Source organism: Kitasatospora sp. NPDC098663 (genome assembly GCF_044760075.1).
In the GTDB taxonomy this organism is placed as follows: Bacteria; Actinomycetota; Actinomycetes; order Streptomycetales; family Streptomycetaceae; genus Kitasatospora.
On sequence record NZ_JBIWAP010000003.1, the window covers coordinates 90766 to 114788 of the forward strand.

Genomic DNA, 24023 nt, shown 5'->3' on the forward strand with positions numbered 1-24023 from the left:
CTTCGCCGCAGGTCCTCACCGGTTCTCGCGGGTCCCCGCAGGTCCTGACGGCGTCTCCAGGTCCTCCCGCCCTCACAGGTCCTCGGAGCCGCTCACCGCCCAGGCCAGGCCACAGGCCGGGTCCTCCAGCGCGACGTGCAGATGGCGCAGCCCGGCGGCCGGCTCGTGCCAGATGAAGCAGCGCATCCGGGCCACCAGCGCGTCGACCTCCGCCCGGTCCGACCCGTCCGTACCCTCCGCGCCGGCCATCGCGACCAGCGCCCGCCAGAGCGCCAGCCGTCCGTGCGCCGAGCCCCGTCCGCGGTCCACGACGGCGGCCTGCACCAGCGCCGGATAGACCAGCGCGAACGGCAGGTACCCGCCGGTGACCCGGGAACTACGGGCCAGTTGGGCGGCCGCCTGCGGCGCCGGACCCCGGACGCAGACCACCTCCGCCCAGTCCGCCAGCGCGGCCAGCGCCCGGGTCGCCCGCTGCCCGCCCAGCCGTACGCCCGAAGCGGGCAGCGTCACCCCACCCAGGCCCTCCCGGCTGGCCGGCAGGGTCAGCAGCGCACTGCGCGCGCCCCCGCAGGGCAGGTACTGGCGCACCCGCGCCCCCTCGTCCCATCCGGCCGTCTCCCACGGCGCCAGCAGCAGCGGCACGCCCTCCGGGTCGGGTTCGGCCCCGTACGAGAGGTCCTCACCGAGCAGCACCCGGGTCTGCGCGACCAGTCGGCGCACCGGGGCCGGGACGAGCAGCGGGGCCAGCCGCAGCCAGGAATGCCGGGTCGCCAGCACCTCCCAGAGCGGACCGGCGTCATGGTCGGCGACCCCGGCGACCGTCCCCGGGCCGCCGTCCCGGTCGAACAGCCGGACGGCCAGCTCCGGTGGCGCCGAGTAGGCGATCAGGTGGCCGAGCGGCGCGGTCAGCGCCGCCGCGGGCTCCTCCCCGGCGCGCTCCACGGCTGCCGCCCGACCCTGCCGGTAGGCGGTCAGCAGTTCGGGCCAGCGGCCGTCGTCAGCCAGGGCGCGGAGGCGGTGGTCCTCGTACGTGATCACGATTTTCAGCGTACGGGCCGGGGCGGCGCATCAGCTGACTTAGCGTCAGCTCGGTGCGTCGGGTGCCACTTCGGACGCCGCCCCAGGGCTCGCTCCGGGCCCCGCATCGGACCCCGCGCCGGGCGCCGCCGTACCGGGCGCCGCACCGGGCGCCGCCGCGGGGGCGGGCCCTGGCCGATGGCCCCGCCCACCCTCCCGCTCGTGTTCCCGTTCCCGCGCGAGGACCGCGCGCAGCCTCCCATGGGCGCGGCGACGGGTGACGGCCAGCGTGCTGCGATGCAGGCCCAGCAGTTCGGCGGCCTCGTCGACGGTGTAGCCGTCGAGGTCCACCAGCACCACCACGCGGGCCTGCTTCGCGGTCAGGCAGCCCAGCAGTCGGAGCACCTCCCAGCGCGCCTGCAGCTCGACCATCCCGCCGGACGGCGACTCGAGCGGCGGCTGGCCCCGCTCCCGCTCGGCCGCCTCGGACGGATCGGGCAGCACGACCCTCCGCCGCTCCCGGCGCCACTGGTCGCGCAGGATGTTCGCCATCGTGGTGAACACGTAGGCGTAGGGCTGCGGATGGCTCAGGAACCGCTCCGGCCTGCGGGCGATCCGCAGATACGCGTCATGCACCACGTCCCCGGCGGCGAGCCCGCCGGTGAGCGACGCGGCCGCCCGGTGGAGCCTCGGCAGCATTTCCGTGAACACCCGGTTGAAATCGTCCGATTGACGATCGGCGGGCCTCGGACCGAAGTCCTTCCCGCCGCCGCCCCCGCGTCCGCCGGCACACCGGCCGCCGCATTCCGCCATGCCGCCCTCCCCGGAAATCGGCACCCCGAAAGCCCAGTTGGGCAGGTCACGACCCGTCGAGAAAGGTTGTGACACAGGTCACATCATAGGCCGTCGTCTCACTGTCCGCAGTCATTCGTGCGCAATACGTCATCAGCCGGACGGGAAGCCGGAATTCACCCACCCCGCAGATCCGGACGGCCGGGGACGCACCGCCCGATCCGTACCCGTTGAGCGAGGAGAAACTGCCATGCGAGGTCGCTTCGCCAGGAAGATCGCCACGTTCGGGATGGCCGCCGTGGCCACCCTCGGCGTGCTCGGGACCACCACCCTGCCCGCCGCCGCTGCGCCCACCGTCGCCGCCGCCGACCAGACCATCACCGCCGGCACCATCGGGGCCTCACCCGAGGTGGCCGCCGCCTCCTACCACTGCGTCATCACCGCGGACTACGGGTGGCGCTGGGAGGGCTACTGCAACGTCTACTCGGGCCAGCTGCGCACCATCACCTACTGTGCCAACGGCACGAGCACCACCGGCCTGTGGATCGGCGCCCGACCCCAGGCCTGGGACGTCTGGGGCAACTGCCCGGGCTCCAGCTGGACCAAGATCGTTTTCCAGAGCCGGGGCTGAGGCACCGACAGAACCGATCGGGGGCGCCGTCCCGCCAGGGCGGCGCCCCCGCCGCATGCCCGGAGAGGCAGCGAACAGATGACGACAAACAGATGACAGATTTCATCTTCTGTTATCTGTCATCTGAAATCTGAACGCTGAAGGCTGTCAGCCGCTACCCGGCGAGCCCCGCGGCCCCCCGCGCCGTCACCCGGATCCGCATCGGGCTCGCCGCGCGGAGCGTGATGCCCTGGGCGAGCGCCACCCGCTCGTCCACCGCCTCCATCTCGAAGTCCCGCAGCAGCACGCCCAGGCTCAGCACCGATTCCAGCATCGCGAAGTGCTGCCCGATGCACGCCCGCGGACCGCCGCCGAACGGGTACCAGGCGTAGCGGTGCCGGCCCCTCTCCTGTTCGGGCAGGAAGCGGTCGGGGTCGAAGCGCTCCGGGTCCGGCCAGTGCGCCGGGTGCCGGTGGGTGACCAGCGGCGAGACGACGACCTGGGCACCCGCCGGGATCACGTACCCGTCGATGACCGTCTCGGCGACCGCCCGCCGCCCGACCAGGGCCGCCGCCGGGTAGAGCCGCATCGCCTCCTTCAGCACCCGGGTGATGTACGGCAGCGACTCCAGGTCCGCCGCGTTCGGCTCCCGGCTGGCCAGCACGGTTTCCGCCTCCCGCTGGGCGAGCTTGCGCTGCTCGGGATGCTTGGCGAGCAGGTGCAGCGCGAAGGCCAGCGAGGTGGCCGTGGTCTCGTGCCCGGCGAGCAGGAAGACCAGCACCTGGTCCCGCAGTTCGGCCGGGTCGAGCTGCTCCCCGTCCTCGCCGCGGGCCCGCCCGAGCAGCGTGAGCAGGTCGTCCGCGTCCTCGTCCAGGTCGCCGCGCGCGGCCCGCTCGGCGACGATCCGGTCGCAGACCGCGTACAGGGCGCGCCGGGCCTCGGCGCCGCGCCGGTTCGAGGGGGTCGGCCAGCTGCGCGGGGTGCGGATCGCCGCGAAGCCCCGCTCCCAGACGTACTCGCCGAGCACCGGGAAGTTGCGGTCCACCACCGCCACCGCCTCGTCGACGTCCGCGCCGAACAGGATCCGGGCGACGGCTCGCAACGCGAACCGGGACATCTCCTCCGCCGCGTCCACGACCCCGACCGGGATCGCGTTCCACCGCTCGGTGAGCGCCCGCGCCTCCTGGGCGACGGCGCCCGCGTAGCCGTCCACCCGGCGGCGGGTGAACAGCGGCTGGACCAGTCGGCGCTGGCGCTGGTAGTCGCCGTCCTGGCTGGTCAGCAGGCCATTGCCGACGCTGCTGCGCAACTCGTCGTAGAAGGCGTTCTCCTTGCGGAAGTTGGCGGCCTCGCTGCCCAGCACCTGCTGGACGCCCTCCGGGGAGAACACACCGTAGAACTCGACCCGCAGCCCGGGCGGCCCGACCCGGAACCGGACCACGTCCCCGTGGTCGCGGTGGGCGGCGAGGTAGGTGCGCAGCGGGCGGCGGGTGAGGTCGAACAACGATCCGACCAGAGGGTTTCCGGCCGGCCCGGGGATGAGGGCGGTGGCGCTGGTCATCGGCACTCCATTCTCCGCAGGCGACCCACCAACGTAACTGACGAATCATCAGCATCGAAAGGCGCGAAAGCGCACGGGAGGGCACGGGAGGGCGCAGGGAGGAGTGGGAGGGCGTGGGAGGGCGAAGGAGGGAGCGGGAGGGCGTGGGAGGGCGAAGGAGGGAACGGGAGGGCGCGGGAGGGCGAAGGCCGGCACGGTCTCCGGGTCGGACGGCCCCGCAGCACTCCCGCTCCGGCGCCGTCCGTGCACGTTTGAGCCTTCGCACAGCCGGGCGGAGACCGCAGCCACTCCCCGCCTGTGCGAAGCGACAGAGGACTTATCGCTCGCATTTGCGGCACTATGATCGCTGTAATGGCCGCACCTGCGGCCTCACTCCGCGCCTCTTCCGGCGCGGTCCTGGAGGGGAAGCCCCGATGAGCACCCGTACGACCACCCGCAGACTCGCCGTCGCCGCCGCGGCGGCCCTCGTCCTCAGCCTCGGGGCCACCGCCTGCGGCAGCGACGGCGGTGGCAAGTCCGGCAGCTCCTCGGCCGCTTCGGCGGCGGGTTCCTCGGCCTCGTCGGCGGCCGGCGGCGGCAGCGTCCCGAAGGCCACCGGCGACATCACCGTCTTCGCCGCCGCCTCGCTCAAGGAGACGTTCACCGACCTCGGCAAGAAGTTCGAGGCCGCGAACCCGGGTGCCAAGGTCAAGTTCAACTTCGGCGGCAGCTCCAGCCTCGCCACCAGCATCAACTCGGGTGCCCCGGCGGACGTGTTCGCCGCCGCCAGCCCGGCCACCATGAAGACCGTGACCGACGCGGGCGGCGCCAGCGGCGACCCGAAGACCTTCGTCAGGAACACGCTCACCATCGCCGTGCCCAAGGGCAACCCCAAGCACGTCGCGGGCCTGAACGACCTCACCGCCTCCGGTGTGAAGGTCGCGCTGTGCGCAAAGGAGGTGCCGTGCGGCGCCGCCGCCCTGACCGCGCTCAAGGCCGCCAACGTCAACCTCACCCCGGTCACCCTGGAGCAGGACGTCAAGGGCGCGCTGACCAAGGTCGAGCTCGGCGAGGTCGACGCCTCGCTCGTGTACAAGACCGACGTGAAGGCGGATGCCGGGAAGATCGACAGCGTGGACTTCCCCGAGGCCGACAAGGCCGTGAACGACTACCCGATCGCCGCCCTGGCCAAGGCCCCGAACAAGGACGGCGCCGCCGCCTTCGTCACGTACATCCAGTCGCCCGAGGCCGAGCAGGTGCTCACCGCGGCGGGCTTCCAGGCGCCGTGAGCGACCGCACCACCAAGCGCACCACCGGCACCGGGCGCACCACCGAGCGAGCCACCGGCACCGGGCGACCCGGCGTGGCAGGAACGGCGAAAGCCCTGCCACGCCGGCGCCGGCGCACCCACCGCGTCCCGGTCACGCTGCTGCTCCCGGCGCTGCTCGGGCTGGCGTTCCTGATCCTGCCGCTGGTCGGCCTGCTCGTCCGGGCGCCCTGGAGCGGCCTGTCCGAGCAGCTCACCAGCGCCGCCGTCTGGGACGCCCTGCGTCTGTCGCTGATCTGCGCGACGGCCGCCACCGCGGTCTCGCTGGTCCTCGGCGTCCCGCTGGCCTGGCTGCTCGCCCGCACCGAACTGCCGGGCCGACGGGTGATCCGGGCCCTGGTCACCCTGCCGCTGGTGCTGCCACCGGTGGTCGGCGGCGTGGCACTGCTGCTGGTTCTCGGGCGGCGCGGCATCGTCGGTTCCTGGCTGGACTCGGCCTTCGGCATCACGCTGCCGTTCACCACGACCGGGGTGGTCATCGCCGAGGCGTTCGTGGCGATGCCGTTCCTGGTGATCAGCGTGGAGGGCGCGCTGCGCGCCGCCGACCCCCGCTACGAGGAGGCGGCCGCGACCCTGGGCGCCTCCCGACTGACGGCGTTCCGCCGGGTGACCCTGCCGCTGATCGCCCCGGGGATCGCGGCCGGGGCGGTCCTCGCCTGGGCCCGAGCGCTCGGCGAGTTCGGCGCCACGATCACCTTCGCGGGCAACTTCCCGGGCCGCACCCAGACCATGCCACTGGCCGTCTACCTCGCCATGGAATCGGACCCCGAGGCGGCGATCGCGCTGTCGCTGGTCCTGCTGGTGGTCTCCGTCGCGGTCCTGGTCGGCCTGCGCGACCGCTGGATGTCGACCCCGTGACGGCCCTGCGAGCCCCGGGCCGGAGCCCGGCCACCGCTGCCCCGACCCCCTGGACGCCGCCCCGATGAGCACCGACCCCACCGACCCTGCCGACCCCACCGACCCCGCCCACTCGGCCGACCCCGCCTCCACGGCCGCCGAGGCTGCACCTGCACACGCCGCCCTGGACGCCCGGCTGCGGGTGGAGCGCGCCGCGTTCACCCTCGACCTCGCCCTCACCGCCGCACCCGGCGAGGTGATCGCGCTGCTCGGCCCGAACGGCGCCGGCAAGTCCACCGCCCTGCGCGCCCTCGCCGGGCTGCTCCCGCTCACCGGCGGCCACCTGCGCCTGGACGGACGGCTGCTGGAGGAGCCCGGGCAGCGCGTGCACACCCCCGCCGAGGAGCGTCCCGTCGGCGTGGTGTTCCAGGACTACCTGCTCTTCCCGCACCTCAGCGCGCTCGACAACGTCGCCTTCGGCCCGCGCTGCCAGGGCCACCCCAAGCGTGCCGCCCGGGCCGAGGCGGCCGGTTGGCTGGAGCGGATGGGCCTGGCCGACCACGCCTCCGTACGACCCGGGAGCCTCTCCGGCGGCCAGGCACAGCGGGTGGCGCTGGCCCGGGCGCTGGCCGTCCGCCCCCGGCTGCTGCTGCTGGACGAGCCGCTGGCCGCTCTGGACGCCCGTACCCGGCTCGACGTTCGCTCCCAACTGCGGCGCCACCTGGCCGAGTTCGAGGCCGTGGCGGTGCTGGTGACGCACGACCCGCTGGACGCGATGGTGCTCGCCGACCGGCTGGTGGTGATCGAGGGCGGGCACGAGGTGCAGTCCGGCAGCCCGGCGGAGGTCGCCCGGCGGCCGCGCACCGACTACATCGCGCGCCTGGTCGGACTGAACCTGTACCAGGGCGTGGCCGAGGGCCACCAGGTCACGCTCACGGCCGGCACGGTCCTGGCCACCACCGAGGAGCTGTCCGGCCCGGCCTTCGTCGCCTTCCCGCCGTCCGCCGTGACCCTGCACCGCGAACGGCCCCAGTCCAGCGCGCGCAACGTGTGGAAGGCCGAGGTCACCGGCCTGGACCTGCACGGCGACCAGGTGCGTGCCGACCTCGCGGGCGAACTCCCGATGGCCGCCGACCTCACCCCGGCCGCCGTCGCCGAGCTGGGGCTGGCGCCCGGATCCGAGGTCTGGGTCTCCGTCAAGGCCACCCAGACCCACGCCTACCCGGCCTGACCCCGACACCGCGCCGGGCCGCCCGCGCCCTCGCCGAGCCACCGCCGGTGCGCCGCTCCCGTTCGGCGGGCCGCTCCGGCCCGGCGCGCCACTCCTGCCCGCCGCCCTGTGCGCTACTCCGACGGCTCGACGAAGCCCGACTCGTACGCGGCGATCACCGCCTGGGTGCGGTCCCGCGCCCCGAGCTTCGCCAGCACACTGCTGACGTGGGTCTTCACCGTCTGCACGCCGAGGAACAGCAGCTCGGCGATCTCCCCGTTGCTGAGGCCGCGCGCGACCAGCCGCAGCACCTCCGCCTCGCGCTCGGTCAGCGCCGCCCGCTCCATGGTCGCGCGGGCGGCGGGATTGCCGTGGCCGGCCGCGAGGCGGCGGATCGTGGCCGGGAACAGCAGTGACTCGCCCGCCGCCACCAGCCGTACCGCGTGCGCGATCTCGGCCGCTCGGGAGCGCTTCAGCAGGAAGCCGTCGGCACCCGCGCGCAGCGCCTGGTAGACGTAGTCGTCGTTCTCGAAGGTGGTGACGACCAGGATCTTCGGTGGCTGCTCCCCCGGCGCGCCGGGGCGCAGGAGCTCTCGGGTCGCCGCCAGACCGTCCAGCACCGGCATCCGGACGTCCATCAGGACGACGTGCGGGCGCAGCGTGCGGGCCAGCGCCACCGCGTCGGCGCCGTCGGCGGCCTCACCGACCACCCGCAGGTCCCCCTGCGCCTCCAGGACGGCCCGCATCCCGGCCCGGACCAGTTCCTCGTCGTCGGCGAGCAGGATGTCGATCATCCCGGTGGAGCCCCTCGCGGGTCCGTCGCCTACAAGATCGTTCGTCACGAGCCCAAGCGTAGGGGCAGCCGGACGGCGAGCACCCACTCCCCGCCCCCGTCGCCCGACACCCCGGCGGTGGCCTCCCCGCCGAGCAGCGTGGCGCGCTCCCGGATGCCGCGCAGCCCCTTGCCGCCCTTGCCCGCCGCGCCGCCGGCCGGACGCGCCGGAACGCCGCCGACCGGCGGGCGATTGGCGCAGTGCAGCTCCAACTGCCCGCCCTGGACGGCGATCCGTACGCTGACCGGCTCGCCGGGCGCGTACTTGAGCGCGTTGGTGACACCCTCCTGGACGATCCGGTAGGACTCGCGGGAGAGCACCCCGGGCAGCGCCCCCGCCGACACCTCGATCCGCGCCTCGACCGGGCTCCCCGCCGACCGGGCGGTGTCGAAGAGTGCGGGCAACTGGTCGAGGCCGGGCTGTTCGGTGGCCGTTCCGTTGCCGGCCGCGCCCTCCGGCGTCTCGCGGAGCAGGACGAGGGTGCGTTCCAGGTCCTCCATGGCCCGGCGGCCGGTCTCCTCGATGACTTCGAGCGCCATCGCGGTGAACGCCTGGTCCCCGACCTCCCGTGCGGCACCAGCCTGAAGGACCGTCACCGTCAGTGCGTGGCCGATGGAATCGTGCAGCTCGCGGGCCAACCTGTTGCGTTCCAGCAGCCGTTCGGCGCGCAGCTCGGCCTCCGCCAGCCGCTCCGCTGGGGATGGCCCCAGCAGCCTTACGGCCATGGCGAGTTGGAGGCGCCCGGCGGACACCACCAGCCAGCCGTAGCCGAGCACCAGCACCGGGGCGAGCGGGAGGTACCAGAACGAGTCCGGGCCGGTCAGCAGGTCGTAGCCGCTGGTGAGGCCGAAGGCCGTCGCGAACCCGACCACCGAGCCGAGCAGGACCCGCCCGATCAGCCAGCCGGCGGTGCGCCGCCGGTCCGCCCAGGTCCGGGAGGACTCGGCGGCGATGTCCTCCTCGCGGTCGGGCAGCAGCAGCAGTCGCGCCTGCACCCCCTCGGCGCGCCGCGTCGCGGGCACGAGGGCGACCAGGGCGAGCAGGGCGGTGTCCACCGCGGCGCCCGCGACCACGATCTCGCCCAGGCTCTTGTGGTACGTCCCCGGGTAGACCATCAGGACGACGCCCGCGAAGATCCACCCGACCAGCAGGTGCAGCAGGCGCGCGTACGTGGCGCCGGCCAGCAGCGGCGCGAGGATCCTGGGCATTCCGCCATCCTGCCAGCTCAGCGGTCGGCCAGGGATCCCCCGCCGGCCTGCCGTCGCCTCCCTCCCGGGAGGGAGGCGGCTCCCGACCCCGGCGGGATCCGCCGGCACGGCCCGCTCCGGTCGAATGTGACCACCAGCCGGACGACCCGGCACCGGAGCACCGAGCGGGGAGCGCGGCCGTGATCGAGATCCAGGGCCTCACCAAGGAGTACGACGGTCGGCGCGTCGTCGACGACCTGTCCTTCGAGGTCCGGCCCGGCCTGGTGACGGGCTTCCTCGGCCCGAACGGCGCCGGCAAGAGCACCACCATGCGCCTGATCCTCGGACTGGACCGCCCCACCGCCGGAAGCGCCCTGGTCGGCGGCCGCCGGTACGCCGAACTCGCCCAGCCGCTGCGGCAGGTGGGCGCCCTGCTGGACGCCCACGCCCTGCACGGCGGCCGCACGGCCGCCGGCCACCTGCGCTGGCTCGCGGCGAGCAACGGCCTGGCGCCGCGCCGGGTTGACGAGGTGCTCGCCCAGGTCGGCCTGACGGACGCCGCCGGACGGCGGATCCGCGGCTTCTCCCTCGGCATGCGCCAGCGGCTCGGGGTGGCCGCCGCGCTGCTCGGCGACCCGCCGGTGCTGCTCCTGGACGAACCGGTCAACGGTCTCGACCCGGAGGGCATCCGCTGGATCCGCACCCTGTTGCGCGAACTGGCCGCCGAGGGCAGGTCGGTGCTGGTGTCGTCCCACCTGATGACCGAAATGGCGCTCACCGCCGACCACTTGGTGGTCATCGGTCGTGGTCGGCTGCTCGCGGACGCCGCCACCGCCGAGTTCATCGACCAGCACGGCCGGACCAGGATCCGCGTCCGGGCCGTCAACTCGGCCAAGCTCGCCGCCCTGTTCGGCGGCGACCTGCTCCAGCAGTCGGACGCCGCCGGCAACCTCACCGCGACCGAGGTCGACGACGGCGCCTGGGAGGTGACCGGCGCCGAACCCGAGCAGATCGCCGCGCTCGCCGCCGCACACGGCGTGGTCCTGTACGAGATCGCGGTCCAACAGGACTCGCTGGAGGAGGCGTTCATGCGGATGACCGCCGACAGCGTCGAGTACCGCGCCGAGGCCACCGCATGAGCCCCGGCTCAACCCTCCGGCACCACCTGTGCGCCTTCAACGCCGAACGGATCAAACTCACCACGCTCCACTCGCTCTGGATCACCCCGCTGCTCGCCTTCGCGCTCACCGTGGGCACCACCACGGCGATCGGCGCGGCCCTCGGCGGCTCGGAGCACAACCTCACCGACGACCCCGGTGCGGGCGTCTTCTACGGGCTCAACTTCGGCCAGGCCGCGCTGGTCTGCTTCGCGGTCCTGCTGATCGGCCAGGAGTTCAACACCCGCATGATCGACGTCTCGCTCACCGCCGTCCCCCGGCGCGGACTGCTGTACGGCGCCAAGCTGACGCTCGGCGCGCTGGTCGGCCTCGGCGTCGGCGCGGCGGGCACGGCGGGCGCCTTCGCCGGGTACGCGGCCACCGTCCCCGGCGGCTGGGACGGCCCCGCCTTCGTCCGCAGCGCCACCGCCGGCGTGCTCTACCCGGTGCTGCTGGTGGTGTTCTGCCTCGGGGCGACCGCGCTGCTCGGCAACCTCACCGCCGCCATGGGACTGCTGGTACCGGTCGTCTTCCTGCTCTCGCCACTGCTGGGCGGCGTGGCCGGGGTGCGGCAGGTGGCCCAGTTCCTGCCCGACCGGGCCGGCCAGTACGCACTGCACTACGCCGACGACCCGCAGGTCTCGTACGGGCACTGGACCGGACTGCTGATCATGGCCCTGTGGGCCGGCGCCGCGGCCTGCGGCGGCCTGCTCGCCCTGCGGCGCGCCAAGTGACCACGAACGAAGGGAAGACGACAATGAGCGCGGCCCACGCCCTGCGCGCCGAACGGATCAAGTTCACCACCCTGCCCTCCCAGTGGGCGGCCCCGCTGGTCGCCCTGGTCCTGACCGTCGGGGTCACCGCGGCCGTCAGCGCCGCCTCCGACCCCAAGACCGTGGCCCCCGGAACGGATCCGGCCAACGGGATCTACTACGGGCTGCTCTTCGGGCACGTGGCGGTGGCCTGCCTCGGGATCCTGCTGATCGGGCAGGAGTTCAACACCCGCATGATCAGCACCTCGTTCATCGCCGTCCCCCGGCGCGCCCGGCTGTACGGCGCCAAGCTCACGCTCGGCGCCGGGCTGGGCCTGCTGCTCGGGCTGGCGTCGACGGCGGGCTCGTTCCTGGCCGTCGACGCCACCGTCGGACTGGACTGGTCAACCCCCGGTCTGGCCCGCAGCTTCGTGGCCGGCGTGCTCTACCACCCGCTGCTGGTACTGCTCTGCCTCGGACTGACCACGATGCTGGGCAACTTCAGCGCCGCGCTCGGTCTGCTCGGCCCGATGGTGTTCCTCGGCACCACCTGGCTGGCGGCCATCCCCGGCGTCCGCGAGGTCGGCCAGTTCCTGCCCGACCGGGCCGGCCTGTACGCGATGCACACCCGGACCGAGGCCGGCGTCCACTACGGCCACTGGACCGGACTGCTGATCATGGCCCTCTGGACGGCCGCGGCCGCCTACGGCGGGCTGCGGGCGATCCGGCGGCACCAGGCGTCCGGCGAGTAGCACCCGACGGCGGGCGGCGGGCCGGCAGCCGCTGACAACAAACAGATGACAGCAAACAAGTAACAGCTAACAGATAACAGATTTCGAAATCTGTTATCTGTTAGCTGTCATCTCTCGCCCGTCACCCGTCACCCGTCACCCGAGCCAGCCGGGGCGGACCAGGCCGGATTCGTAGGCGAGGACGACCAGTTGGGCGCGGTCGCGGGCGCCGAGCTTGACCATGGCGCGGCTGACATGCGTCTTGGCGGTCAGCGGGCTGACCACCAGCCGGCGGGCGATGTCCTCGTTGGAGAGCCCGAGCCCGACCAGGGCAAGCACCTCGCGTTCGCGTTCGGTCAGCATCTCGAGGTCGACCGCCCGCGGCTCCTTCGAGCGGGCGGCGAACTCTCCGATCAGGCGCCGGGTGACGCCCGGCGAGAGCAGCGCGTCGCCTGCGGCAGCGACCCGGACCGCCCGGAGCAGTTCGGCCGGCTCGGCGTCCTTGACGAGGAACCCCGCCGCGCCGGACCGCAGCGCCTCGAAGACGTACTCGTCGAGCTCGAAGGTGGTCAGCACGACCACCCGCACACCGCCGAGCTCCGGGTCGGCCCCGATCCGCCGGGTGGCCTCCAGGCCGTCGAGGCGGGGCATCCGGATGTCCATCAGCACCACGTCGGGACGCAGCTCGACGGCGAGGCACAGGGCCTGCTCGCCGTCGGCGGCCTCGCCGACCACCTCGACGTCGGGCTGGGCGTCGAGCAACGCCCGGAACCCGGCCCTGACCAGCATCTGGTCGTCCACCAGCAGCACCCTGATCACCGGTCACCCCTCGTCAAGCGGGCCCGGACTCGGAAGCCCGCGTCGCACGGGCCCGCCTCCAGGGTGCCCCCGAAGGCGGCGACCCGCTCCCGCATCCCGATCAGTCCGGCTCCCGAGCCGCCCGCGTCGCCGCCGCCCACCGGGCCCGGGTCGTCGATCTGCACGGTGAGGCCGTCGGCCGTCCGGGAGAGCAGCACGGTGGCCGTCCGGGCCGCGGAGTGGCGGATCACATTGGTCAGGGCTTCCTGGACGATCCGGAAGGCGGCCCGCTGGACGGCGGCCGACTCCTCCCCGGGGACGCCCTCGGAACGGACGCTGACGGTCAGGCCTGCCCGGCCGGCCTGGTCGACCAGTTCGTCCAACCGGTCCAGGCCAGGGGCGGGGGTGCGCGGCGCGGTGGCCCCCGGTCCGCGCAGCGTGCCGAGGACCTGCCGGACCTCGCCCAGGGACTCCTTGCTGGCGGCCTTGATCGTCGCCAGGGCGCTTCTGGCCTGTTCCGGGCGGGTGTCGATGAGTTCGAGCGCCACCCCGGCCTGGACGTGGATCAACGAGATGCTGTGCGCCAGGATGTCGTGCAGCTCGCGGGCCATCCGCAGGCGCTCCTCGTCGACGCGGCGCCGCTGTGCCTCCTCCGCGGCGGCTCTGGCGGCGGCGAACTGCTCGCGGCGGACCCGGGCCAGTTCCGCACCGGTCGCGATGAGCAGCAGCACCGCCATGACACCCGACTCCTGCCAGGCGTTGGCCTGCCAGCTCTCGGCCCGCAGCCAGTCGTGCGGAATCGCGTAGCTCATCAGCAGCTGACCAACGTAGAAGGCGCCGCCGCACGCCCAGGCCACCCGCCGTTGCCCGCACTGGACCGCGACGAAGAACGCCACACCGAGGCTGACGAGGACCGGGCCGTACGGGTACCCGGCGAACAGGTAGCCGATGGTGACCGCCGTGGTGCCGACCATGACCGCCGCCGGGTGGCGGCGGCGCAGCAGCAGCGCGGCGGGGCCGAGCAGGAGCAGCACGTAGCCGAGGGCGTCGAGCTGGACGCGGTCGGGCTGCCGGTGTCCTGCGCCGACCGTGCCCGCCACCTGGAAGCAGGCGACGGCCACCGACGAGAGCACGGGCAGGCCCGCCCGGCCGGATCGGTTCCACGGCGGCTTCCACGACGGGCGTAACTCGTTCATGCCGGAAGGCTAGTGCGGCGCGCCGCACCCGGGCATCAGCTCGCGGGTGCGGGTGCGGCTACTCCCGCCGTAGTACGCGACCGGCCCGTGGAGGGGGCGCCGCCGTCCCGACGCCACAGCGTCCGGCTCACCACGACGAACCAGAGGAAGCCGACGTAACGTCCGACCGGGATCAGCAGCGCGGCCGGCTCGGCGACCAGGAGAGCACCGTCGTTGTTCTGCGCCAACAACCTCTCTGTGTCGGGCACTTCGACCTTCTCCTAGCGTCGTACCGCCGGGACGCGACGCTACGTCGGCAGGAGTATCCCGACGGCCGCCGCTCGGGCGACGACGGCGTGCGGGCGCGGCGACGAGGATTCCTGGGGTCGGCACGGGCGGCACCACGGCGTCCGCCGACCGACTCACCGGCAACCGAGGATCCACGGAGCCACACTGATGACCACACCACTGCCCACCTATCCCGATCTCGCGGGTAAGGCCGCCCTCGTCACCGGAGGTTCCCGGGGCATCGGAGCCGAGACGGCAAAGGCCCTGGCCGCCAACGGTGTCAAGGCGGCCGTCGTCGGGCGCGACCGCAGTGCCGTCGACCGGACGGTCGGCGAGATCCGCGCGGCAGGCGGAACGGCGGTCGCGATGACGGCCGACTGCACCGATCCCGCCGACCTCGTACGGCTGCGCACACAGGCCGAGCAGTCCGTCGGTCCGATCGACGTGCTCTGCGCGTTCGTCGGCGGAGGCGGCGACCCGGTGCCGATCGAGCAGATGAGCCTGGCGCACTGGCACTCGGTGGTCGACCTGAACCTGACCGCCACCTTCCTGGCCGTGCAGACCTTCCTGCCCGGCATGATCGAGCGCGGCGGCGGTTCGATCATCACCATGGCGTCCACCGCCGGGCGGCTTCCCGGCGGTGCCGCCGCCTCCTACGCGGCGGCCAAGGCAGGCGTGCTGATGCTCACCCGCCAGGTCGCACAGGAGGTGGGACGGTACGGAGTGCGGGTCAACTGCCTCGCCCCTTCCCTGATCATGACGGAGAGCCAACAGGAGCGCATACCCGCCGAAAAGCTCCCGCTGATCGTCAGGCAGTTCCCGCTGGGCCGCGCAGGAGTGCCCACCGATGTCGCTCACGCCGCGCTCTTCCTCGCGTCCGAGTCGTCGTCCTGGCTGACCGGCCTGACGATCGACGTGGCCGGCGGGCGCATCATGCTCTGACGCCGGTGGCCGGCCGCAGCCACCGGCCGGCAACCACGGCGCTCGCCACGAGAGCCTGACGCAGGCCCCCTCCCCCGCCGCCTCCCTAAGGACCCCGTATGACCACCCCCGCCGCGCCCTCCGTGGCAAGGCCCCGTCCGGGCACCCCGCAGCCCAAGAACTTCCGCCTCTCACCGACTGCCCGCAAGGGCGCGGTGGTCGTGCACGTCATCAGCTCGGTCAGCTGGCTGGGCCTGATGCTCTGCCTGCTCACACTCGGCGCGGCAGGGCTGCTGACGGACAGCGCGGAGACCCTGCGCAGCGCCTACCGGATGATGCCGCTCCTCGGCGACGCGCTGGTCATCCCGCTGAGCCTGCTCTCCCTGCTGACCGGTCTGCTCCTCTCACTCGGAACCCCCTGGCGCCTGTTCAGGTACCGCTGGGTTGCCGTCAAGTTCTGGCTCACCCTGGCCGCCACCGCCGCCTCGATCTTCGAACTCACCGCCCGGCTGCACGAAGCGGCCCACCTGGTGGACCAGCACCCCACCGGCACCATCGCGGACATGCACCTCGGGTTCACCCGCTACAACCTGGTGATCATCCCGATCGTCGCGCTGTCGGTGTACGTCGCCAACGTCGTGCTCTCCGTCGTCAAACCGTCGGGACGCCGCCATGCCCGGTCGCGGCCCGGCGGCGGGTGAGCCGAGGCATGACCGAGCTCGCTGGATGCCGCGGTCCACCGAAGGTACAAGCAGGCAGCCGGCTGACGGCGGGCAGCGAACAACAAACAGCGAACAGCTGGCAGATTTCGAAATCTGCCGGCTGTTCGCTGTCATCCGTTTGCCGCCAAACGCCAGACGCCAGACGCCAGCCGTCGGCTCCCGGACGTCAGACCTCAGACCTCAGACCTCAGACCTCAGACCTCGGCAGTCCCCCGCGGGCGCGGGGCTGACAACCCTTCCCCCAGCGCCGCCGCGGGGCGTCGGCCCTTCCGTGCTGACGAACGCCGAGGTCAGCCGCTGACGGATGACCACCTGCCAGCGATCACGATCGCGAGCAGCCCGAGCACCCCACCTTCGCCCCATGTCACTCCCGTGACCAGCGACTTCAGGTTGGAAACCGCTCACTCAGGGATCGTTGCGGGTAGCAGAGACCCGCTGGGTCAGGAGGATGGTGGCGGCCAGGGCGGCGACCACGGCGGCGAAGACGGTGGCGGCGGTACGCAGTCCGACGGCGTCGATGAGCGCGCCGACGCCCACGGCGGGCAGGGCCAGCATGGTGTAGAGGACGGCGAAGAAGGCCGAGACGGTACGGCTACGGGTCTCGGGTGGGGTCCGCGTGCCGATGAGCGTGATCCCGTGGCCGACGGCGACGCCGGTTGCCAGGCCGACCATCAGCGCTGCGCCGAGCAGGGGCAGGAGTGAGGCGGTGGCCACGGCGGCGGCGATCAGCGCGGCCGCAACGACCAGCCCCGTGCACGCCATGGGGAGGGCGGCGCGATCCAGTCGTCCCGCCAGGAGTTGGCCCGTGCCCGTACAGGCGAAGGCGAGGGAGACGGTTGCCGCCGTGGCCAGGAGGCTGTGGATGTGCGCGACTTCGGCCAGGAACAATCCGGTCACTGCGGTGAGCACGCCCAGTACGGCGAATCCCGCGCCAGCGGCGAGTGCGGCGCGCCAGAACTCCGTGCGGATAACGGTGGACACCCGGGGCGCGCGGAACGCCGGGCCGGTTCCCCGCTCCCTCGGCGTCACGGTCTCGGGGACCACCACGAGCGCGGCCAGGGCTGCCAGCAGCAGGGTCGCGGTTACCGCCCACGCCGCCCGCAGCGGCCAGCGAGTGGTGTCGGCCAGCAGGGCGGCAAGCAGCGGGCCACAGGCCAGACCGCCCATGTTCGCGATCAGCGCCAGCCGCCCGGCACGGAGCCGGCTGCCAGTGGACGCCAGTTCCGTCAGGTGGGCGGTGGCGGTTCCGGTGATGAGCGCGGCGGCCAGCCCGGACAGCACCCGGCCGATCAGCAGGGCCGTCAGGTTCTCGGCGAGCAGGAACACGGCGGTGGCGGCCAGGGCGGTGAGCAGGGCGGTGGCGGCAACCGGGCGGCGACCGTGCCGGTCGGAGAGCCCCCCGAGCGTCAGCAGCCCCACGACCACGGCCAGAGCGTAGACCGCGAAGGCCACGGTCACGGCCAGCGGTGAGAAGCCGAAGGCACGCTCGTACAGCGGGTAGAGGGGCGTGGGCACCGTCGTCCCGGCTGTGACGGACCAGAAGGCCCCTGCGACGGCCCAGGTGCCGATCCGCCGTCTGCCGGTGAGGACGCCCTCCTTTGGACCAGCGGCGGTCCTGGCCAGGGCGGGCGGAGTCGGTGACGAGGGTAGCGGGTCCGTGCGGGCTTTCACGGGCTGGACTCCTTTCAGGTGGGCTTTCCCCAGGGAGGTCAGAGGAACTGGCCGAGTGCGACACGGCGTTGCCAGTACCGCCATCCGGCATCGATCTGGCTGTCGGGCCAGGCCACCGCGTCCTTCTCCAGGCATTCCTGGTGGCTGGTTCGGTGGCGGACTTCGCCTGCGGCCAGGGCGGTGAGCTGGGTGCGGCAGGCGCGTTCGAGCAGGATCGCGTACATGACCGCGTGGGCGGTGTCGCGGCCGACCGTCGCCAGGCCGTGTCCGGGCATCAGGCAGGCGCGGGCGTCACCGAGGTCCGTCGCGAGGGCACGGCCCAGTTCGGGGGTGCGGACGAGGTTGTCGGTGGCAGTGAAGCGGGGCAGGCCGTGTTCTGCGAAGGCGACGGCGTCGTGGCTGAGCGCGTGCAGTGGCTCGCCGAGCGCGCTGAAGGCGTTGACCGTCAGGGAGTGGGTGTGGACGCTGACGTGCACATCGGGCCGGGCCCGCATGATCCCGGTGTGGATGTGGTGTTCGAGGTGGACCCGTCCGCTCCCCTCCAACAGCTCACCGGTCCACGAGACGAGCAGGACGCGGTCGGACGTGATCTCCTCCAGGCCCCAGCCGGCCGACTTCATCCACACGCCGCGCCCATCCGGATCGCGGACCGCCAGGTGTCCCCACACCATGTCACCCTGCCCGGCCGCGGCCAGGACCCGGCTGCCCAACGCGACCAGCGCGACCGGGTCGTCGCCCCTGTCATCCGTCATGGATCGTGCTCCTTGATGTCATATCCAGGCCCGTCATCGGGCCACCGCGTAACGGGACCGCCGCGTCGGCAGCCATCGCCGGCCGCGCACCCGGGCCTCGGGGCCACCTCCTGCGGCTCTGCTCCCGACCCTAGGACCGACCAAGAATTGCGACCAGTGAAAAAAGCGCAAGTGGTATTTTCACCTGGTGAAAGTGACATCCCTCGACCTCAACCTCCTCGTCGTCCTCGACGCCGTACTGGAGGAGGGCAGCGTCACCGCGGCAGCCCACCGACTGAATCTGTCGGTGCCCGCCGCCAGCCGGGCCCTGGGGCGGCTGCGAACCGCCTTCGCCGATCCCCTGCTGGTGCGCTCCAGCCGCGGCATGAAGCCGACAGCCCACGCGCTGGCGCTGCGTCCGCGGGTCCGTGCCCTGGTCGAGGACGCGCAGAACCTGCTGGGGCCCACAGAGGAAGACACCGTGGCCACACTGCGCCGCGCCTTCGCCGTCCTGGCCCCAGAGGACCTGATCGCGTGCTTCGGCTCGGACCTGCTGACCCGTATGCGGGCCGAAGCCCCCGGCGTCCAACTGCGCCTTCTCAGCGAGGGACGGGCGGCTGACGAGGGCGCGACAGTACGAGAGGGCGCCGCCGACATCGCGATCAGCGTCAACACCCCCAAGGAAGCCGACCTCCGCTCCGAGGGACTGGTCCGCGAGCCGCTACTCGGCGTGGTCCGCGCCGGTCACCCGCTGAGCCACGGCCACGTCACGGCAGCCCGCTTCGCGGCATGGGAGCACATCGTGGTCTCCCGCCACGGCCGACTGCACACCGCGACCGACAGACTGCTGGAGGCCGAAGGAGTGCGGCGCACCGTGGCAGCCTCCGTGCCCGACTTCACGACGGCGCTGCGCCTGATCGCCACCAGCGACCTCGTCGGGATCGCGCCGGCCGCCCTGGCGCGCAACCTGGCGGACCAACTCCAACTAGCCCTCTTTCCCGTGCCGTTGGACCTGAAGCCGCTACGCATCAGTCTCCTGTGGCACCCCCGCCGGGAGAACGACCCGTCCCACCAGTGGCTGCTCACCCGCATCCGCGAAGCAGCCGGCCGACCCGCTGGACGCCATGGGGCCGGATCGTCGACTCCGAGACGTGTCCCTGCGCAGGAAGGTGCTCACCCGGTACAACGCGGCACATGCCCGTGAACCCGGGATCCACCTTTCATACAGAGCTACGCCCCGCCTCAAAGCCCTCCCGGCCCAACAGCAACACCAATTCGCCGATGTCGTACCCATCCTGGAAAACCGGGTCGGTCTTCTCCGGCGGATAACCCCGTCCGATACGACGTCAACACATGCGGAGCGTCTGTGATCTGCGCTCCCGAGACGCGTTCGTCATCTCATCGGCAACGCCGTCTGGTCGCCGGAGTCCCGTCACGAGCAACGGCGCCTCCTCGCACAAGGCGAACATCGGAAGACCGGCCGGAGACACGCGACCGCCCGGGACGCGCACACCTGACCAACCACGTTGCCGTGTTGGGGGCCTGGTGATGCGTCACGGGCGTCGTAGACGCGGGGTGGGGCAGTAGCGCGTGCCGCCTTCGAGTGCAACAGTCGGCCCGGGGGCGATCTCGGTGAAGCCCGCATCCCGGACCAGCGGCAGACCGCTGGCGACCAGCCCCTCCCACGCCTCCGCCGTGGCCGTCCGCACCGCGAGCGGGAATCCGGCCTCGGCCCACTCCTTGCGCTGCGCCTCGTCCAGCCGCCACCAGGCCAGCTGGGCGGCGTGGCCGGTCTGCGCCATCGTCTTGCCCGCGCTCATCTCCAGCTCCGGGTTGAGCCACAGCACCGGCAACCCGGGCTCAGGAGCTCCGACCTCGGCGGTCTCCTCCAAGTCCGTCCCGGAGACCTGGAGCTTGGCGAGGTCCTTGGGCCAGCCGTCCAGCGGAACCGGCGGAAACACCCGCACCTCGGCTTCCCGTCCACTCACCGTGATCCCCGGCAGCTCGCCCGCCCGGCGCCACTCCCCGCCCCGGGCCCGCCGGACCACCTTGCGGATCCGGGCGTCCTCCCAGGCCTCGACCCGCTCCGCCCACTCGCCGTCCGCGTCGGTCACCCGCGCGTCGGACAGCAGGGTGAGCACCGCCCGGGCCGAGGTCTCCAGCGCGTCGGTCCGCCCGGGCGGCGTGGCCTTCTCCAGCCGGACGAGCAGCGGCAGCACGTACTGCGGCCGCGCGTCACGGTCCGCCGGGGCCGGAGCGGAATCGGAAACGGGAGCGGGAGCGGGAGCAGGGGTGTCGAACGGAGAAGTCACCCGTCCAGCATGCCAGCCCCGCCACCCCGGTGATCACGCGGTGCCGGGAGCCCGCAGACCCCACCCCTGCCAACCCCTGCCCTCGCACACCACGCCCCTGCGCACCACCGCTCAGCGCAGCCGCTGCCGCAGCTCGTCGACGGCCGACCGGATGCTCGCGCTGTAGGCGTCCTCGGGGAGCGCGTCCAGGCTGCGCACGGCGCGTTCCAGCTGCTCGCGCGCGAGGTCGGGCTCGCCGAGCTTGAGGTGGTCCGAGGCCAGGTTGAGGTGCAGCGAGGGGTAGAACGCGCGCACCTGGAGGGCGGACTCGTAAGTCTGGGCGCGCTCGGCGGTCAGCGAGTCGGCGGCGGCCAGTGCCCGCCGGTCCCACTCCAGCTCGTCCTGCGGATCGTCCTGCAGATCGGCCAGGTAGTGGGCGAGGACGCAGCGGTGGAAGACGTCGCCCCGCTCGCCGAGCGCTGCCCAGAGCGCCTCGAAGCTGGCCCGCGCCTCGGCCGTCCGCCCGCGCTGGGCGGCCTGCACGCCGTCCAGTCCGAGCGCGATCCGGGTGAGCACCTGATCGTCCCGGCCTGCCGGACCCGCACGCACATCAGACGTATCGGACATGCCCGCAGCCTAGTCGCCCACCCGTCGCGGCGCCCGAAAAGCTTTTCGAACCGATCCGGAGCAGCTCGAACCAACCCGGGCCGACCCCGGACCGGACCAGCCCGGCGGCCGGTCAGCGCCGGTAGCCGCGCTGCGGGTCCCGCGCCTCCGCGTCCTCGTACGTCAGGAACCAGCCCTCCGGGTGCGTGGCTGCCAGCAGCACCTCGGTGCGCTGCTCGGCGCCCAGTTCCGGGTCGCCGTCGTCCGGTCCGTAGACGCCGAACAGTTCGTCGTGACAGCCGTCCCAGTCGTAGTCGTACAGGTCGGCCGGCAGGTCGCCCATCATGTCGGCCACCGACTCGGGCTGCGCGCCGAGCAGGGCCCGGGCGTCCACCAGGGCCATCCGCAGCCCGATGTCCTCGGCCAGACATCGCGGCAGCGGCCATTCGCCGAGCGCGAGGTCGTCGGCCAGGTCGTCGAAGGCCCGGGCCATGGCGCGGCGCCAGTTGCGGTGCAGCCGCCAGGTGCGCTGGGGCAGGCGGGCGTAAACCGCCCAGTCGGCGTCCTCGCCGTCGACCACCGGGTCGTCACCGTGCTCGTCGAAGTCGTCGTAGGCGGCGTCGGCCAGGCCGATCAGCTGGGCGTGCAGGAGGCAGGCGGTGCGCGGGGTGAGGGTCCAGTCCGCGCCGGCGCCGCCGTCCTCGTCCTCGTCGCCCTCCAGCGGGAACAGCTCGGCGAAGTCCGGCGCGAAGTCCTCGGTGACGCTGATCTCCAGCGTGCCGCCGATCGCCTCGACCCCGGGGATCGCGGCCACCAGCCGGTCCGGGTGCAGCAGTGCGCCGAGCGCCGCGTTAGCGTCCTCGGAGACCTCGCGCAGCAGCTCGCGGCGCTGGCCGGCCGGGTCGACGCCCTCGAACACCAGCTCCTCGACAGCCCTGATCGCGGCGGCGCGCAGCGCCGGCCAGTCGGTGATCCGCAGGCCCAGCACCACCGTCGCCTCGATCTCCTGCGCGCCGGAGTCCTCCGCCGCGCCCGGCCCCTGTGGATGATCGCTTCGCTCGCCCATGGGGCTACGGTACGGCCTTTCGGCCGCCCGATCACCGGTCTGAACCAGCTTCTGGACCCCTTCTCGGCCATCACCCGGCCCCGCCTCGATCACTCGGACGTACGACACGGCAGGATGGACCCATGGCTGACATCAACGAGTACGGCGGCGGGCAGGGCCCGAACGCCGACGTCCTGGTCGTGACCACCAACGACATCCCCGGCTTCCGGGTCGATCATGTGATCGGCGAGGTCTTCGGACTGACCGTGCGCAGCCGCCACCTCGGCAGCCAGATCGGTGCCGGACTGAAGTCGCTGATCGGCGGCGAGCTGCGGGGCCTGACCAAGACCCTGGTCGAGAGCCGCAACGAGGCGATGCAGCGGCTGATCGAGCAGACCAAGGCGCGCGGCGGGAACGCGGTGCTGATGATGCGCTTCGACGTGACGGAGGCGGCTGACGTCGGCACCGAGGTCTGCGCCTACGGCACGGCCGCGGTGATCTCCCCGGTCGTCTGACCCGTCGCCCGCGCTGACCCGTCGCCCGCGCGGGGCGCCACGCGGCGGGACGGCAAGCACCCGCAGAGGCGGGAACACCCGCCGCACCCCCGATGTTTCACCGGCGTGACTGTTTACGGTGCAACCAATGGCGGGCAGCGGCACGTGGGCGTCCAGATGGTGGACGTCCTGGTGGTGGGCGCCGGACAGGCGGGACTGTCCGCCGCCTACCACCTCGGCCGCCGCGGCTTCGCCCCCTACCGGGCGGACGCCGACGGCGGCTTCGTCGTGCTCGACGCCAACCCCGCGCCGGGCGGCGCCTGGGCGCACCGCTCACCGTCCCTGCGGATGGCCACCGTGCACGGTTTCCACGACCTCCCGGACGCCGAACTCCCCGCGCCCGACCCCGAGGCCCCGGCGCGCGAGGTCGTGCCGGGGTACTTCGCGGCGTACGAGGCCCGGCACGCGCTCCCGGTCGTACGCCCCGTCGCCGTTCGCTCGGTGCGCGCCGAGTCGGACCGCCCGGACTCCCGGCTGCTGGTCGAGACCGACCACGGCACCTGGTCCACCCGCGCACTGATCAACGCCACCGGCACCTGGACCCGCCCGTTCCTGCCCCACTACCCGGGCCACTTCGCCGGTCGCCAACTGCACTACGCCGACTACCGCGGCCCCGGGGAGTTCGCCGGCCGGCGCGTCCTGGTGGTGGGCGGGGGCGCTTCGGCGATCCAGGTGCTGTCCGAGGTCGCGGCGGTCGGCGAGACGGTCTGGGTCACCCGGACCCCGCCCGTCTACCACGAGGGGCCGTTCACCCCCGAGTACGGGCGCGCGGTGGTCGCCAAGGTCGAGGAACGGGTCCGGCAGGGCCTGCCGGTGCGCAGCGTGGTGAGCGTCACCGGGCTCGGCCCGTCCGTCGCCTACCGACGGGCCGAGGAGCTGGGCGCGCTGCACCGCCGCCCGATGTTCGACCGGCTCACCGAGCGCGGCGTCGCCTGGGGGGAGGAGGAGCTGGCGGTGGACGCGATCGTGTGGGCCACCGGCTTCCGCCCGGAGGTCGGACACCTGGCCCCGCTCGGGCTGCGCTCCCCCGGCGGCGGCATCGCGCTCACCGGCACCCGCGCCACCGCCGATCCGCGCGTCCACCTGGTCGGCTACGGCCCGTCCGCCAGCACCGTCGGTGCCAACCGGGCCGGTCGCGCGGCCGTCGGCGACCTCGTCCGCCTGCTCGGCGACCCGGCCAGGCTGCCCGCCCCGGCCGTGGTCTGAAGCAGTCGGGAGGGGCAAGGGT

Annotated in this window: 25 protein-coding genes; 12 read left to right on the top strand and 13 right to left on the bottom strand. The window is 73.1% G+C overall.

The window, feature by feature from the left end:
* Positions 1 to 72 precede the first annotated feature (72 nt).
* Both ACIQVZ_RS04100 and ACIQVZ_RS04105 read right to left on the bottom strand, forming a co-directional pair.
* On the bottom strand, positions 73 to 1038 hold the full coding sequence (locus tag ACIQVZ_RS04100) for a hypothetical protein (protein WP_350875170.1): 966 nt from the start codon (positions 1036 to 1038) through the stop codon (positions 73 to 75).
* Positions 1039 to 1083: 45 nt separating this feature from the next.
* Positions 1084 to 1905, bottom strand: a complete 822-nt coding sequence (locus tag ACIQVZ_RS04105; RefSeq protein WP_402447036.1) for an RNA polymerase sigma factor — start codon at positions 1903 to 1905, stop codon at positions 1084 to 1086.
* A 154-nt stretch (positions 1906 to 2059) separates the two neighbouring features.
* On the opposite strand from ACIQVZ_RS04105, the gene ACIQVZ_RS04110 reads away from it, so the two are divergent.
* Positions 2060 to 2440 (top strand): hypothetical protein, encoded by a 381-nt coding sequence (locus tag ACIQVZ_RS04110; protein WP_402447039.1) that lies wholly within the window; start codon positions 2060 to 2062, stop codon positions 2438 to 2440.
* Positions 2441 to 2594: 154 nt separating this feature from the next.
* Here ACIQVZ_RS04110 and ACIQVZ_RS04115 read toward each other — a convergent pair whose 3' ends face one another.
* A complete protein-coding gene (locus ACIQVZ_RS04115; RefSeq protein WP_402447042.1) occupies positions 2595 to 3980 on the bottom strand; it encodes a cytochrome P450 in 1386 nt (461 codons plus the stop codon).
* Positions 3981 to 4393: 413 nt separating this feature from the next.
* Here ACIQVZ_RS04115 and modA point away from each other — a divergent pair, with 413 nt between their 5' ends.
* The 3 genes from modA (at position 4394) to ACIQVZ_RS04130 (ending at position 7354) form a co-directional block, all read left to right on the top strand.
* Positions 4394 to 5248 carry a molybdate ABC transporter substrate-binding protein gene (gene modA / locus ACIQVZ_RS04120; protein WP_402447044.1) on the top strand — a complete coding sequence of 285 codons (855 nt, stop codon included), beginning with the start codon at positions 4394 to 4396 and terminating at the stop codon, positions 5246 to 5248.
* A gap of 74 nt (positions 5249 to 5322) precedes the next feature.
* On the top strand, positions 5323 to 6144 hold the full coding sequence (locus ACIQVZ_RS04125) for an ABC transporter permease (protein ID WP_350875665.1): 822 nt from the start codon (positions 5323 to 5325) through the stop codon (positions 6142 to 6144).
* A 64-nt stretch (positions 6145 to 6208) separates the two neighbouring features.
* Positions 6209 to 7354 carry an ABC transporter ATP-binding protein gene (locus ACIQVZ_RS04130; protein WP_402447046.1) on the top strand — a complete coding sequence of 382 codons (1146 nt, stop codon included), beginning with the start codon at positions 6209 to 6211 and terminating at the stop codon, positions 7352 to 7354.
* A gap of 113 nt (positions 7355 to 7467) precedes the next feature.
* Here ACIQVZ_RS04130 and ACIQVZ_RS04135 read toward each other — a convergent pair whose 3' ends face one another.
* Both ACIQVZ_RS04135 and ACIQVZ_RS04140 read right to left on the bottom strand, forming a co-directional pair.
* Positions 7468 to 8127: a response regulator gene (locus ACIQVZ_RS04135; RefSeq protein WP_387814124.1), complete on the bottom strand. Its 660-nt coding sequence runs from the start codon at positions 8125 to 8127 to the stop codon at positions 7468 to 7470.
* Between the two features lie 44 nt (positions 8128 to 8171).
* Positions 8172 to 9374, bottom strand: a complete 1203-nt coding sequence (locus ACIQVZ_RS04140) for a sensor histidine kinase (RefSeq protein WP_402447047.1) — start codon at positions 9372 to 9374, stop codon at positions 8172 to 8174.
* 179 nt (positions 9375 to 9553) lie between these two features.
* Between ACIQVZ_RS04140 and ACIQVZ_RS04145 the strand changes: the two genes are divergently transcribed.
* Genes ACIQVZ_RS04145 through ACIQVZ_RS04155 form a run of 3 tightly spaced genes read left to right on the top strand, consistent with a single transcriptional unit; the run spans position 9554 to position 12014 of the window.
* Positions 9554 to 10492, top strand: a complete 939-nt coding sequence (locus tag ACIQVZ_RS04145) for an ABC transporter ATP-binding protein (RefSeq protein WP_402447049.1) — start codon at positions 9554 to 9556, stop codon at positions 10490 to 10492.
* Positions 10489 to 11244: an ABC transporter permease gene (locus tag ACIQVZ_RS04150; protein WP_402447052.1), complete on the top strand. Its 756-nt coding sequence runs from the start codon at positions 10489 to 10491 to the stop codon at positions 11242 to 11244. Before ACIQVZ_RS04145 ends, ACIQVZ_RS04150 begins: the two co-directional genes overlap by 4 nt.
* 23 nt (positions 11245 to 11267) lie before the next feature.
* Positions 11268 to 12014 (top strand): hypothetical protein, encoded by a 747-nt coding sequence (locus ACIQVZ_RS04155; RefSeq protein ID WP_350875147.1) that lies wholly within the window; start codon positions 11268 to 11270, stop codon positions 12012 to 12014.
* Between the two features lie 135 nt (positions 12015 to 12149).
* On the opposite strand, the gene ACIQVZ_RS04160 is transcribed toward ACIQVZ_RS04155, so the two are convergent.
* The 3 genes from ACIQVZ_RS04160 to ACIQVZ_RS04170 are packed head-to-tail and all read right to left on the bottom strand — an operon-like array spanning position 12150 to position 14235.
* Positions 12150 to 12812: a response regulator gene (locus ACIQVZ_RS04160; protein WP_402447054.1), complete on the bottom strand. Its 663-nt coding sequence runs from the start codon at positions 12810 to 12812 to the stop codon at positions 12150 to 12152.
* Complete coding sequence (locus tag ACIQVZ_RS04165; protein WP_350875142.1) at positions 12809 to 13987, bottom strand: sensor histidine kinase; 1179 nt, start codon at positions 13985 to 13987, stop codon at positions 12809 to 12811. The genes ACIQVZ_RS04160 and ACIQVZ_RS04165 overlap by 4 nt, the downstream gene beginning before the upstream one ends.
* Before the next feature lie 35 nt (positions 13988 to 14022).
* The gene (locus ACIQVZ_RS04170; RefSeq protein ID WP_402447056.1) at positions 14023 to 14235 is read right to left on the bottom strand and encodes a hypothetical protein; all 213 of its coding nucleotides are present in this window, start codon (positions 14233 to 14235) and stop codon (positions 14023 to 14025) included.
* Positions 14236 to 14422: 187 nt separating this feature from the next.
* Here ACIQVZ_RS04170 and ACIQVZ_RS04175 point away from each other — a divergent pair, with 187 nt between their 5' ends.
* Both ACIQVZ_RS04175 and ACIQVZ_RS04180 read left to right on the top strand, forming a co-directional pair.
* Positions 14423 to 15196 carry an SDR family NAD(P)-dependent oxidoreductase gene (locus tag ACIQVZ_RS04175; protein WP_402447059.1) on the top strand — a complete coding sequence of 258 codons (774 nt, stop codon included), beginning with the start codon at positions 14423 to 14425 and terminating at the stop codon, positions 15194 to 15196.
* A 98-nt stretch (positions 15197 to 15294) separates the two neighbouring features.
* Positions 15295 to 15876, top strand: a complete 582-nt coding sequence (locus tag ACIQVZ_RS04180) for a DUF2269 domain-containing protein (RefSeq protein ID WP_402447061.1) — start codon at positions 15295 to 15297, stop codon at positions 15874 to 15876.
* 426 nt (positions 15877 to 16302) lie between these two features.
* On the opposite strand, the gene ACIQVZ_RS04185 is transcribed toward ACIQVZ_RS04180, so the two are convergent.
* Complete coding sequence (locus tag ACIQVZ_RS04185; protein ID WP_350875133.1) at positions 16303 to 17568, bottom strand: MFS transporter; 1266 nt, start codon at positions 17566 to 17568, stop codon at positions 16303 to 16305.
* 38 nt (positions 17569 to 17606) lie between these two features.
* Entirely contained in the window at positions 17607 to 18320 is a 714-nt protein-coding gene (locus ACIQVZ_RS04190; protein WP_402447064.1) for a class II aldolase/adducin family protein, read from the bottom strand.
* Positions 18321 to 18507: 187 nt separating this feature from the next.
* Between ACIQVZ_RS04190 and ACIQVZ_RS04195 the strand changes: the two genes are divergently transcribed.
* Positions 18508 to 19503, top strand: coding sequence for a LysR family transcriptional regulator (locus ACIQVZ_RS04195; RefSeq protein ID WP_402447067.1), 996 nt, complete (start codon positions 18508 to 18510; stop codon positions 19501 to 19503).
* 349 nt (positions 19504 to 19852) lie between these two features.
* On the opposite strand, the gene ACIQVZ_RS04200 is transcribed toward ACIQVZ_RS04195, so the two are convergent.
* From ACIQVZ_RS04200 to ACIQVZ_RS04210, 3 genes are all read right to left on the bottom strand, one after another.
* Positions 19853 to 20611, bottom strand: coding sequence for a peptidyl-tRNA hydrolase (locus tag ACIQVZ_RS04200; RefSeq protein WP_402447069.1), 759 nt, complete (start codon positions 20609 to 20611; stop codon positions 19853 to 19855).
* Between the two features lie 111 nt (positions 20612 to 20722).
* Positions 20723 to 21217 carry a hypothetical protein gene (locus ACIQVZ_RS04205; RefSeq protein WP_350875125.1) on the bottom strand — a complete coding sequence of 165 codons (495 nt, stop codon included), beginning with the start codon at positions 21215 to 21217 and terminating at the stop codon, positions 20723 to 20725.
* Between the two features lie 112 nt (positions 21218 to 21329).
* Positions 21330 to 22262, bottom strand: coding sequence for a hypothetical protein (locus ACIQVZ_RS04210; protein ID WP_350875123.1), 933 nt, complete (start codon positions 22260 to 22262; stop codon positions 21330 to 21332).
* Positions 22263 to 22384: 122 nt separating this feature from the next.
* Between ACIQVZ_RS04210 and ACIQVZ_RS04215 the strand changes: the two genes are divergently transcribed.
* Both ACIQVZ_RS04215 and ACIQVZ_RS04220 read left to right on the top strand, forming a co-directional pair.
* Complete coding sequence (locus ACIQVZ_RS04215; protein ID WP_350875121.1) at positions 22385 to 22756, top strand: YbjQ family protein; 372 nt, start codon at positions 22385 to 22387, stop codon at positions 22754 to 22756.
* A gap of 156 nt (positions 22757 to 22912) precedes the next feature.
* On the top strand, positions 22913 to 24001 hold the full coding sequence (locus tag ACIQVZ_RS04220; RefSeq protein WP_402447371.1) for an NAD(P)-binding domain-containing protein: 1089 nt from the start codon (positions 22913 to 22915) through the stop codon (positions 23999 to 24001).
* The last annotated feature ends 22 nt before the right edge of the window (positions 24002 to 24023 follow it).